The 12,421-nt window shown below is 61.2% G+C and carries 9 protein-coding genes; 4 read left to right on the top strand and 5 right to left on the bottom strand.

The annotated features are described in order from the left end of the window. The first annotated feature begins 79 nt into the window (after positions 1-79). From ACQY47_RS01555 to ACQY47_RS01565, 3 genes are read left to right on the top strand one after another with little or no spacing between them, the layout of a single operon-like run. Positions 80-1,321 (top strand): exonuclease SbcCD subunit D C-terminal domain-containing protein, encoded by a 1,242-nt coding sequence (locus tag ACQY47_RS01555; RefSeq protein ID WP_428554986.1) that lies wholly within the window; start codon positions 80-82, stop codon positions 1,319-1,321. Continuing rightward, positions 1,318-4,956: an SbcC/MukB-like Walker B domain-containing protein gene (locus tag ACQY47_RS01560; protein ID WP_428554989.1), complete on the top strand. Its 3,639-nt coding sequence runs from the start codon at positions 1,318-1,320 to the stop codon at positions 4,954-4,956. Before ACQY47_RS01555 ends, ACQY47_RS01560 begins: the two co-directional genes overlap by 4 nt. Continuing rightward, positions 4,953-5,546: a glutathione S-transferase gene (locus ACQY47_RS01565; protein WP_428554992.1), complete on the top strand. Its 594-nt coding sequence runs from the start codon at positions 4,953-4,955 to the stop codon at positions 5,544-5,546. The genes ACQY47_RS01560 and ACQY47_RS01565 overlap by 4 nt, the downstream gene beginning before the upstream one ends. Positions 5,547-5,671: 125 nt before the next feature. On the opposite strand, the gene ACQY47_RS01570 is transcribed toward ACQY47_RS01565, so the two are convergent. The 5 genes from ACQY47_RS01570 to ACQY47_RS01590 form a co-directional block, all read right to left on the bottom strand. After that, entirely contained in the window at positions 5,672-5,851 is a 180-nt protein-coding gene (locus ACQY47_RS01570; RefSeq protein WP_017138150.1) for a hypothetical protein, read from the bottom strand. A 156-nt stretch (positions 5,852-6,007) separates the two neighbouring features. Then, positions 6,008-7,183 carry a lactonase family protein gene (locus ACQY47_RS01575; RefSeq protein WP_017138149.1) on the bottom strand — a complete coding sequence of 392 codons (1,176 nt, stop codon included), beginning with the start codon at positions 7,181-7,183 and terminating at the stop codon, positions 6,008-6,010. Further along, entirely contained in the window at positions 7,170-7,466 is a 297-nt protein-coding gene (locus ACQY47_RS01580; protein WP_099488835.1) for a DUF5629 family protein, read from the bottom strand. The genes ACQY47_RS01575 and ACQY47_RS01580 overlap by 14 nt, the downstream gene beginning before the upstream one ends. 79 nt (positions 7,467-7,545) lie before the next feature. Beyond that, positions 7,546-9,921, bottom strand: coding sequence for an efflux RND transporter permease subunit (locus tag ACQY47_RS01585; protein ID WP_428554997.1), 2,376 nt, complete (start codon positions 9,919-9,921; stop codon positions 7,546-7,548). Between the two features lie 15 nt (positions 9,922-9,936). Continuing rightward, positions 9,937-10,974 carry a WD40/YVTN/BNR-like repeat-containing protein gene (locus ACQY47_RS01590; RefSeq protein WP_428557407.1) on the bottom strand — a complete coding sequence of 346 codons (1,038 nt, stop codon included), beginning with the start codon at positions 10,972-10,974 and terminating at the stop codon, positions 9,937-9,939. Between the two features lie 300 nt (positions 10,975-11,274). Between ACQY47_RS01590 and ACQY47_RS01595 the strand changes: the two genes are divergently transcribed. After that, complete coding sequence (locus ACQY47_RS01595; RefSeq protein ID WP_428555000.1) at positions 11,275-12,390, top strand: Gfo/Idh/MocA family protein; 1,116 nt, start codon at positions 11,275-11,277, stop codon at positions 12,388-12,390. Positions 12,391-12,421 lie beyond the last annotated feature (31 nt).

Genomic DNA, 12,421 nt, shown 5'->3' on the forward strand with positions numbered 1-12,421 from the left:
ACAGGTAAACTCCCTTCTTTTTCACCGCCCTTCTCTGTTCACGGCGGCCATTCACCTCTTGTATTTAACGGAGTTCGCCTTGCGTCTGTTCCACACCTCCGACTGGCACCTTGGCCAAAACCTGCACGGCCAGGAACGCGACTTCGAACACGCCTGTTTTCTCGACTGGCTGCTGGGCCAATTAAAAGCCGAGCAGCCGGATGCGCTGCTGATCGCCGGCGATATCTTCGACACGGTCAACCCGCCGCTCAAGGCACAGGAGCGCCTGTATGACTTCATCATCAGCGCCCACGAACAAAACCCCAAGCTGACCATTGTGATGATCGCCGGCAACCACGATTCCGGCTCGCGGATCGAGCTGCCCGCGCCGTTGATGCGCCGTTTGCGCACCCATGCATTGGGCCGCGTGCTGTGGCTGGATGACGGCCAATTGGACGCCGAGCGCCTGCTGATCCCGCTGCCCGACGCCAAAGGCAAGATCGCCGCCTGGTGCCTGGCGCTGCCGTTTTTGCGCCCGGCGGAAGTCACGGGTGCGCACTTGGGCGACGACTATCTGCGGGGCATTGGCCAGGTGCATGAATGGCTGATCGCCGCCGCCAATGCCAAACGCAAGAAAGGCCAGGCGCTGATTGCCATCAGCCATGCGCACATGGCCGGTGGTTCGGTGTCGGAAGACTCCGAACGCAGCCTGATCATTGGTAATGCCGAAGCACTGCCTGCCAGCCTGTTCGATGCCAGTGTGAGTTATGTGGCGCTGGGCCATTTGCACAAGCCGCAGCAGGTCAACGGCGAGGAGCGCATTCGCTACAGCGGCTCGCCCATTCCCCTGTCGTTTTCCGAAATCGGCTACAAGCACCAGATTCTCGATGTAACCTTCCAGGGCCAACGCCTGGTGGGCGTCGAGCCACGCCTGATCCCACGCTCGGTCAACCTGCAACGCCTGGACGCTGCGCCACTGGCGAATATCCTCGCGCAACTGGCCGACCTGCCCGACATCGACCTGCTCGCCGAAACCCAGCGCCACCCTTGGCTGGAGATACGCGTGCGCCTTGACGAGCCGCAGCCGGACCTGCGCCAGCAAATCGAGACTGCCCTGCAAGGCAAGGCCGTGCGCCTGGTGCGCATCGCCGCCGAATACGCAGGCAAACGCGGCAGCGACGACACGGACGAAGCCGGTCTGGTCGAACTTGACCAGCTCACGCCCCAGGAACTGTTCAGCCGCGCCTGGCACGACAACTACGGCAGTGAGGTGGATGAACAGACCATGAAGGATTTCGCCGTGCTGCTTCAGGAAGTGCAACAGGAGGGCGAACAGCCATGAAGATCCTCGCCATCCGCCTGAAAAACCTCGCCTCCCTGGCTGGCCCGTTCGAGATCGACTTTACTGCCGAGCCCCTGGCCAGCGCCGGGTTGTTCGCGATTACCGGCCCAACCGGCGCGGGTAAAAGTACCCTGCTCGATGCCTTGTGCCTGGCACTGTTTGGCGCCGTGCCACGTTTGGGCGATACCGGCCAGGCCAAAATGCCGGATGCCGACAGCGATATCTCCATCGGCGACCCACGCACGCTGATTCGCCGCGGCACCGGCGGCGGGTATGCCGAGGTGGATTTTGTCGGCGTCAACGGCCGCCGTTACCGCGCCCGCTGGGAAGCCAATCGCGCCCGCGACAAGGCCAGTGGCAAGTTGCAGAACAGCCGCCAAAGCCTGATCGACCTGGACAGCGACCAACTGCTGGCCAGCCAGAAAACCGAATACAAAACCCAGCTGGAACTGGCCCTGGGCTTGAATTTCGAGCAATTCACCCGTGCCGTATTGCTGGCGCAAAGTGAGTTCAGCGCGTTCCTCAAGGCCAACGACAATGAGCGCAGCGAACTGCTGGAAAAGCTCACCGACACCGCGCTGTATACCCAGCTCGGCCGCCGCGCTTTCGATAAGGCCAAGGATGCCAGGGACGCGCATAAACAGCTGCAAGACCAGGCCACCGGCCTGGTGCCGCTGGCGCCTGAGGCCCGCGCCGAACTTGACCAGCAGTTGGCCGAGGCGCAGCAGCACCTCAAGACCCAGCAGGCGCAACTCAAGCAGTTGGAGCTGCAACACACCTGGCTCAAGGAGCTACGTGAGTGGCAGGAGCGCCAGCTCAGTGCCACCGAACAATTGCAGCAAGCCCAACAGCTCTGGGACAGCCAAGGCCAACAGCGTCAGGACCTGAGCCGCCTGGAGCAGTTAGCGCCACAACGCCATCAGTTCGCGCGGCTGGCTGAACTCGACACCCTGCTCACCCCGCTGGCGGCGCAGATTCAACAGCACATCGAGCAGCAAACCGCGCTGCAAGCACGCCAGGAGCAGGCGCAACAACAGCAGGCCGCCGCCCAGGTCGCCTTGGCTGACGCCTTGAACCACCAGGCCGACGCCGTGCCCTTGCTGCGCCAAGCGTTCGAACAGCAGAGCACCCTCGCCCATCTGAGCAAAGACCTGGCCAAACGCAGTGACGACAAGCAACAACAGGAAACCGCCTGCGCCGAAGGGCAGTCGTTGCTCAATGGCTTGCTGGAGAAACAGGCCCAGGTTGCCGAGCGCCTGCAACGCCTGGCCGCTGAGCTTGAGCGCAGCGCTGCCTTTGCACCGCTGAGCGACGCTTGGACCGCCTATCGCGACCGCCTGCAACAGCTGATGCTGATCGGCAACCGCCTGAACAAGGGCCAGGCCGAACTGCAGCAGCTTGAACACAAAGCCGCCACCGCTGCCGAAAAGTTCACCCAGCAGCGCGAGGCGTTGGACCTGCTGTACCAGGAAGCCGGCGCCGAACCGCACGCAGTCGCCGAGCAGGTCCAATTGCTCGCAAGCCTGCTGCAGGACAATCGCAAGCAGCAACGCGCCTTCGAAGACCTTACGCGCTTGTGGGACAGCCAGCAGCAGCTGGATATACAGAGCGCCGCGCTGACGCAAAAACTCGCAGACGCCCAGCAACAGCGCGAACAGTTGAACCAGACCGGCCTGCAAACCAAGGCCGAACTCACGGTGGCCGAGCAAACCCTGTCGGTGACCAAGCAACTGCTGGAACGCCAGCGGTTGGCGCGCAGTGCCAGTGTCGAAGAGTTGCGCGAGCAGTTGCAGGACGACCAGCCGTGCCCTGTGTGCGGCAGCCATGAGCATCCGTACCATCAGCCCGAAGCCTTGCTGCAAAGCCTTGGCCGCCATGATGAAAACGAAGAAGCCACGGCGCAGAAGGCCGTCGATACGCTGAAGGAAAAACTCACCGAGCTGCGTGGCGAAGTGGGCGGCTTGATCGCCCAGCAAAAGGAGTTCCTGCAACAGCAAGAGCTGTTGGCGACACAACAACAGGGCCTGGCCCCCAGCTTGCAAGCACATCCATTGTCGGCCTCGCTGTTTAATCAGGACGCCACCCAGCGCAGCGCCTGGCTGGCCCAGCAGTTGGCGCAACTCACGCAAAGCATCGCCCAGGATGAGCAACGCCAAGGCGCCCTGCTCAACCTGCAACAAAATGCCGGGCGCTTGCAGCAACAACTGCAAGCGGCCCAGGACGCCAGCCAGCAAGCCCGCCAGCTGCTGGTGGACCAGCAACGCGAACTGTCCAATGACCGTGAGCGCCTGGACGAAGAACTGCAGGCCTTCGCCGGCCTGCTACCGGCCGACACCCTCGACGGTTTGCGCCGTGAACCGGCAGCGACCTTTATGCAGCTGGACCAGCACGTCAGCCAGCGCCTGGAACAGCTGGGCCATCAGCGTGATGAGTTGGCTGAACAGCAAGAACGCCAGCAGGCCATCGAAAAAGAGCAGACCCATCAGCAGCATCGCCAGCAGCAGGTGGAAGCCTTGCAACAGCAAGTCACCGAGCTGACCACGCAGCAACAGGCCGCCCAGGCAATACTCACCGCCTTGCTCGGCGAGCACACCAGTGCCCAACAGTGGCAACACCGGCTGGATGAGGCCGTGGCGCAAGCTCGCCGAAGCGAGACAGACGCCAACCAACAGCTGCAAGACCTGCGCGATGCCCTGATCCAATTGGCTGCCGACCTCAAGGCCCAGCAGGAACGCGTACAGGCGCTGACCGCCGAGCAGCAGACCCTCGATGCGCGCCTGGGCGAATGGCGCGCGCTGCACCCGCAACTGGATAACGACGGTCTTACGCGTTTGCTGGCCTTTGATGACAGCCAAGTCAGCGCCTTGCGCCAGCAGTTGCAGCACAGCGAAAAAGCCGTCGAGCAAGCCAAGGTGTTGTTGCAGGAGCGCGAACAGCGCCTGGCCGAACACCAGGCCTTGCACAATGGCAACCTGGACGCCGAACAGCTGGACAGCAGTCTCGCCGCGCTTAATCAGCAATTGGCCGAGGGCGACAGCCGCTGCGCCGAATTGCGTGCGCGTCAGTCCGAAGACCAACGTCGCCAGGACGCCAACCATGTCCTGGGCGAGCATATCGCCAAGGCTTATGACGAGTGGCAGCGCTGGGCACGCCTGAATGCGCTGATCGGCTCGGCCACCGGCGACACGTTCCGCAAGATCGCCCAGGCCTACAACCTCGACTTGCTGGTACACCACGCCAACGTGCAGTTGCGCCAACTGGTGCGCCGCTATCGCCTCAAGCGCGGCGGCAGCATGTTGGGGCTGTTGGTGATGGACACCGAGATGGGCGACGAATTGCGCTCGGTGCATTCGCTGTCGGGTGGCGAGACGTTCCTGGTGTCGCTGGCGTTGGCGTTGGGGCTGGCGTCGATGGCGTCCAGCACCTTGAAGATCGAGTCGCTGTTTATCGACGAAGGTTTTGGCAGCCTGGACCCCGAATCGCTGCAATTGGCGATGGACGCGCTGGACGGCTTGCAAGCCCAGGGCCGCAAGGTGGCAGTGATCTCCCACGTGCAGGAAATGCATGAGCGCATCCCGGTGCAGATCCAGGTCAAGCGCCAGGGCAATGGTTTGAGCACGCTGGAGGTCAAGTGAGCGAGGCGCTGCTGAATTCGTTTCGGCGCTGCCCGTACGCGATGCGGGCACGCCTGGCCTTGCGCTACTCGGGTGTGCCCGTGCAGATCATCGAAGTGAGCCTCAAGGCCAAGCCGGCCGAGATGCTGGCACTGTCGCCCAAGGGCACGGTGCCGGTGCTTTGCGTGGGCGGCCAGGTGATCGAGGAAAGCCTGGACATCATGCATTGGGCGCTGGCGCAGCACGATCCTGATGATTGGTTGCTACAGGGCGACCCGAGGGTTCAGGAACTGATCGCTGAGAACGACCAGGTGTTCAAACATCATTTGAATCGATACAAGTACGCCGAGCGCCACCCCGAGCAGCCGATGGAACATTATCGGGCCGAGGGGGAGGTGTTTTTGCAGAAGCTGGATGCGTTGCTGGCGAGGAATGATTACTTGCTGGCCGAGCATTTGAGCCTGGCCGATATGGCACTGGCGCCGTTTGTGCGCCAGTTTGCGCATGTCGACCGCGAGTGGTTTGCTTGTACCCCGTATCACCGGTTACAGACCTGGCTACAGCGCTTTCTGGAATCGCCGCTGTTTGTGGCGGTCATGGCAAAACCCTGAGGTCCACACAATCAAATGTGGGAGCTGGCTTGCCTGCGATGCCGACGACTCGGTCCAACTGATACACCGAGTTGATTTCATCGCAGGCAAGCCAGCTCCCACATTTGATCTGTGTTGCCTGGCAGTCAGTGCTGGGCTTTGTGATCCAGTGCGGCATAGAAGTTGGCGCTTTGTTGCAGGTATTTCTGGGTGTAGGCGGTGGTGGTGGATTTTTTGCCGGTGACTTCCACGCTGGCGGCAGCAGGCAATGCCACGGTGGCGGAAACAGCGGAAGCAGCGATGATGGAGAAGAGGTTCAAGTTCATGGCGGTAACCCTTGTGTTCGTTTGGTTAGGTGGCCGGGGAAGGCCTTGGAACCAAACTTACGCCCGAGGGTTAAGCCTTAGAAATGCTTTGAAACAGTAGCCGCTATTAATAGAATTAATACAAAGGGTCAGGCCCCGCACTGCGGGGCCTGTGGCTTATTGACGCACCAGGAACTTGAGGTCGCTGGGCGCATCGATCGACTGTTTCTGCACGGTTTTACCCAGCAGGCCGGTCTTGGGGTCGCGTTCGACCACCACGATTTCATTGCTTTTCTGGTTGGCGATCAGCAAAAACTTGCCGCTCGGGTCCAGGCTGAACTCGCGCGGGTGGTCACCTTCTACCGAACGGCGCTGCAGTTCCTTGAGGTGCGCGGTGGCCGGGTCGATGCTGAACACCAGCACCTGGTTGGCCGTGCCACGGTTGCTCACGTACAGGAATTTGCCGTCGCTTGAGGCGTGTACGGCCGCACCGGCCTTGTCGGAAACCGGCTGCCCGGCGGCAAAATCGACCAACTGGGTCTGGCTGAGCTTGCCGTCGTTGTAATCGAACACAGCCACCTGAGCGCTCATTTCAGTGGTCAGCCAGGCATGCTTGCCGTCAGCGCTGAACAACAGGTGGCGCGGGCCGCTGCCCGGTGGCAGTTGCACAAAGGCGGGATCGGCCGGGGTCAAGGGCAGTTCGTGGTTGGCCTTGGGATCGTAGTGGTAGGCAAACACCTTGTCGGCGCCCAGGTCCTGCACAAACACATACTTGCCGTCCGGTGACGACACTACCGAGTGGACGTGGTTGGAGGCCTGACGCTCCGGGTTCACGCGGCTGGCCGGGTGCCCGCTCAACTGCACCGGCGCCGACAGCTTGCCGTTGGCGTCAACCGGCAGCACGGCCAGGCTGCCGCCCGGGTCTTCCAGTACCGAATAGTTGGCGACGAACAGGTAACGGCCATCAGCGGCCAGGCTGGAATGGGTCGGTTCGTTGCCCAGGCTCTGCACCTGGTTGATCAGGCTGAGCTGATGATTCTGCGGGTCAATGCTGTAGCTGCTGACACGGCCGACCGGGTCTTTTTGCCCTGGGCCGTTTTCGTTGACCACAAACAGGTGCTTGCGGTCTTTGGAAATCGTCAGCCACGAGGGGTTGGCCGCTTTGGCCGCCAGCACGGGTTTGCCGCTGAATTGGCCGGTGCGGCTGTCAAATTGCAGGCGGTAAATACCTTCGCTGGTGCCGGCGGTGTAGCTGCCCACCAACAGTTCATAGGTGTCGGCCGGCGCGGCTTGCACCGACATCGCACCGACACTGCCCGCCATCAACAGGGGCCAGAATTTACGCATCATCATCCGCTTCGTCCTCGTCGTTATTGTTGTCGCCTTTGATAGCGCTTAAGCAGACCAGCCGGTACTCACCGTCTTCGTTGCTCAAGAGCCAGCTTTGCAAGCTTTCATCAAAGGTGGCGGCACTCAGTTGTTCTGGACTGAACTTCCAACGCTTGAGTTCCCGACCGTCCATGCTCTCGATCAGCAAATGCTGGTCAAAGCTGAACTCGAAGGCATGCAGGCCGTTGATGATCAGCATGTCGCTGTCGGTCAGGGCACTGCTAAGGTTTGGTTGTGCGTCGGTCATGGTGTGAGGTCACTGCGGGGGGAAATGACACATGATAGGTCAAATCCCCCGCCGTGCCTCGCGGCGATGGTTTAAATACTCAGTGCGCAAACAGCGAGTTGCCCTTCTGCCCCGCCAGCTTCTCGGGTTTGATCAGGAACCGCGCCAGTGCCGGCAACAGCCACAGCGCACCGAACATGTTCCAGAGCAACATGAAGGTCAGCATCAGGCCCATGTCGGCTTGGAACTTGATAGCCGAGAAGATCCAGGTGCACACACCGATGGCCAGGCACAGGCCGGTGAACAGCACGGCTTTACCGGTGGACTTGAGCGTCTGGTAGTAGGCCTCTTGCAACGGCAGGCCGGCGCGCAGGAAGCTTTCCAGGCGGCTGTAGATGTAAATGCCGTAGTCCACGCCAATCCCCACGCCCAGCGCCACCACCGGCAAGGTTGCGACCTTGACGCCGATGCCCATGAACGCCATCAGGGCGTTGCCCAGCACTGAGGTCAGCACCAGCGGCAACACGATGCACAGGGTCGCCGCCCAGGAGCGGAAGGTGATCATGCACATGGTGGCCACGCACAGGTACACCAGAATCAGGATGGTCAGCTCCGACTCCTTGATCACCTCGTTAGTGGCAGCTTCGATCCCGGCGTTACCGGCGGCGAGGATAAATTCCAGGCCGTCCTTGTTGTTTTCCCTGGCGAAGTCCTGCACCGCATGCACGGCGCGATCGAGGGTTTCGGCCTTGTGGTCGTTGAGGAACACCAGCACCGGCGCCAGTGAGCAATTGTTGTTGTACAGGCCGTCGGCGCGGGCAATGGAGTTGTTCAGTACGTCGGGGTTACGCGACAGGGTTTCCCATTTGAGGTTGCCCTCGTTCATGCCCTTGATCATCTGCTTGGACACGGTCACCAGCGAGATCGCCGACTGCACGCCCTCGGTGTTCTGCATCTTCCACATCAACTGGTCGATGGGCGCCATGGCTTCATAACGCGAGCAGCCTTCGGCCTTGGTCTTGACCATCACCACCAGCACATCGGAGCTGGTGGAGTAGTTACTGATGATGAAGTTGTTGTCTTTGTTGTAGCGCGAGTCCGGGCGCAGTTCCGGTGCGCCCTGGTCGAGGTCGCCGATCTTGAGGTTCTGGCTGTACCAGAGGCCGCCGCCGAAGGCGACCAGCGCGAGCAGGATCGAGACTGGCGCGACTTTCGCGCTGGCGAATTTGGACAGCAGGCGCCAGAACGGGTGTTCGCGGTGCGCGTCCTTCTTGCTCTTGGCGATCGCGCGCTTGCTGATACCGACATAGGAGATCGCCACCGGCAGCAGGATCAGGTTGGTGAACACAATCACCGCCACACCGATGGACGCGCCGATGGCCAGTTCACGGATCACGCCGATATCGATGATCAACAGCGTGATAAAGCCCACGGCGTCGGCGAGGATCGCAATCATGCCGGGCAGGAACAGTTGCCGGAACGTGCGCCGTGCCGCGGTCAGGGCGTTATCTGCATCGCTGGATTGCAGGGCGATGCCGTTGATCTTCTGCACGCCATGGGAAATACCGATGGCAAAGATCAGGAACGGCACCAGCATCGAATAGGGATCCAGGCCGAAGCCGAAAAAGTGCATCAGCCCCAATTGCCAGATAACCGCCACCAGCGTGGTACTCAACACCGCGACAGTACTGCGCAGGCAGTTGGTGAACCACAGCAACAGGATCAAGGTGATCACAAACGCGATGCCGAAGAACATCACCACCATTACCAGGCCGTCGATCAGGTCACCGACCTTCTTGGCGAAACCGACGATATGGATCTTGACGTTGGGGTTCTGGGCTTCGAACTTGTCGCGGATCTTGTCTTCGAGTTCATGGGAGAACTTGCGGTAGTCCAGGGCCAGCAACTTGCCTTGGTCCTGCGGGTCCGGGTAGGACTCCAGCAAAGGAATATCGACGATACTCGACTTGAAATCGTTGGCCACCAGACGCCCGACCTGGCCGGACTTGAGCACGTTGTTGCGCAGTTGGTCGAGGCTTTGCGGCGAGCCGTTGTAGCTTTGCGGGATCACTTCACCGCCGGCAAAACCCTCTTCGGTGACTTCGGTCCAGCGCACGCTGGGGCTCCACAGCGACTTGAGGCCCGAGCGGTCAACGCCGGAGATGTAGAACACCTCGTCGTTGATCTGCCTCAGCGTCTCCATGTACTCCTTCGAGAAGATGTCGCCATCCTTGGCCTCCACCGAGATGCGCACGGTGTTGCCCAAGTTCGCCAGGTCGTTACGGTGCTCCATCATCTTTTCGATGAAGGGGTGCTTGAGGGGGATCATCTTTTCAAAGCTGGTGGACGGGCGGATCAAGGTCGCCTGCCAGAACAGGAAAATACTCACCAGCAGGCAGATAACGATCACTGCCGGGCGGTTGTTGAAGATCAGGCGCTCAAGAAAGGTCGCTTTATCGTTGTGATGACTGCTCATTCTTTCCCCGCCTTCTTATTGTTTTTCGAGTTCAGCGCCGGTTGCCTTGGCAACACGAACGCCGCCCTGCCCCGCCAGAATCAAGTTGCCATTGCCCGCCGCCGTGACCGAGGAGAGCGAAATGCGGTCCGGGCGGTTGAATACGCTGAAGGTCTGGCCGTCATCGTGGCTGATCACCACGCTGCCGCCGTTGCCGACCACCACGATGGCGCCGTCATCGAGCAACGTCGCCCCCGACAAGCCAAACTCCAGGGCACCACGCGCCGCATTCAACGCCACTGGCTCCCACGTGCTGCCAAAATCGGTGGAGCGGTAGAGATTGCCGCGCAGGCCATACGCCAACAGGGTCTGCGGCTGGGCGGTGCCGATCACTCCGAACAGCGAGCCCTCATAGGGGCCTTCGAGTTTTTCCCAGGTCTGGCCGTCGTCGCTGGAGCGGAACATGCTGCCCTGCTCGCCGACGATAAACAGCCCGGCACCCTTGATAGCGGCGATGGCATTGAGGTGGAACTGGTCTTCGTTGTCGAGGCGATCACTCACGTCGTCCCAGGTTTTGCCGCCGTCGGTGGTTTCGATCAGCGCACCGTAGGCGCCCACGGCCAGGCCATGCTCGGCATCCTTGAACCACACGTCGAGCAATGGCGCTTCGCGCTTGAGGTCCTGGTATTGCTGAGCCCAGGTGGCGCCACCGTCGGTGCTGGCCAGGATCTGCGCGTCATGGCCCACCGCCCAACCGTGTTTGTCGTCGACGAAATACACCGCCGTGAGCAGTTGCCGGGTCGGCACTTTGGCTTGGGTCCAGGTGTTGCCCTGGTCATCGGAATAAAGGATGTGCCCGCGATCGCCGACCGCCACCAGGCGCTTGCCGGCATGCACGACATCGATCATCAGGCCCTTGGCGGCCTTGGGAGACTCAATTGCAAATACCGGCTGTGCGCTGCTGGTGTCGCCGGCTGCCAGCGCGGGTGTCGACAACGCCCCAAGCAGCGAGAGCGCTGTGGCCAGCATCGCAACCCTGCGTGCGGCGCGCGGGCGGCAAACAGCCCAACCCATGACAGGCTCACTCATAGACCTTTCTCCCCATTTATTATTGTTAGGTGGTCTCGCCTTCCCGGGCTCTGAAACCTGCAATCTAGAGCGCCTGGAGGAAGCAGGGGCCATCCTATCGGGCTTTGGAATCGTCTGACAATCGGCGCTACGTTATCTTTTGTTAACTGACGGGTTTTGGCGCTGGCCTGAATATGCCTGCATTACCCAGGCTGATTAATGAATTTTTATTCCATCTATTGAATTATGGGAATTTTTATTCCATTAATAGCCTTCCTGACAACAATAATCCAAAGGACCACGGCGATGCGTGAACTCGGAATCGGCTTGATCGGCACAGGCTTTATGGGGCGCGCCCATGCGCTGGCGTTCAACAATGCCCGCGCGGTATTCGAACTGCCGGTACACCTCAAACTGGCGGCGCTGGCCGATGCCGACACCGAACGCGCCCAACGTTGCGCCACGGCCTGGGGCTTTGCCCAGGCCCACGGTGACTGGCAGGCGCTGGTCAACGACCCTAATGTTGATGTGGTGGCCATCACCACGCCCAATCACTTGCACTACCCCATGGCCATGGCGGCCATTGCGGCGGGCAAGGCGGTGTATTGCGAAAAACCCCTGGCGGTCAGCCTGGAACAGGCCGACGCCATGCGCCGTGCCGCAAGCGCTGCCGGCGTGGTCACCCGGGTCGGTTACAACTACCAGCACAACCCGATGATTGGCCTGGCCAGGCAGATGATTGTCGACGGCGAACTGGGCGAGATCATCAGCTTCCAGGGCGAGTTCAGCGAAGACTTCATGGCCGACCCGGCCTCGCCGTGGTCATGGCGCTGTGAAGTGGAACATGCCGGTGGCGCGCTGGCGGATCTGGGCAGCCACCTGCTGTCGATGGCGCGTTATCTGGTAGGCGACGTGGTGAGCGTGTGCGCCGACACGCACACCGTGCATGCCCAACGCCCTGCCGTCAAAGGCAGCAGCGACCTGAAATCGATCGCTGTGGATGACCAGGTGCATGCCCTGCTGCGCTTCGCCAATGGCGCACGCGGTACGGTGAGCAGCAGTTGGCTCAAGCAGGGTTACAAGAACCACCTGAGTTTTGAAATCAGCGGCACTCAAGGCACTTTGGCGTTCGATCAGGAGCGCCTGAATGAACTTCGCGTATGCCGCGCCGGCCAGGACGGCTTCCAGCGTTTACTCGCTGGCCCTGCGCTGCCCGGCTATGCCGCGTTCAGCCCGGCGGCCGGGCATCAGTTGGGTTACAACGAGCTGAAGACCCTGGAAGTGCAGGAGCTGATCATGGCGCTGGCGGGGCAAGGCGCGCACGGTACCGACTTTGACGGCGCCTGGGCGGTCGAGCGGCTGGCAACGGCGATTCGCCTGGCGGCCCGCGAGGAGCGCTGGGTCGACGTAGCGACGCTTTAAACTGCGCCAGTCCCAGCCAACCTGGTGGGTG

It is taken from the genome of Pseudomonas edaphica, from assembly GCF_965277385.1.
Lineage (GTDB): Bacteria > Pseudomonadota > Gammaproteobacteria > Pseudomonadales > Pseudomonadaceae > Aquipseudomonas > Aquipseudomonas edaphica.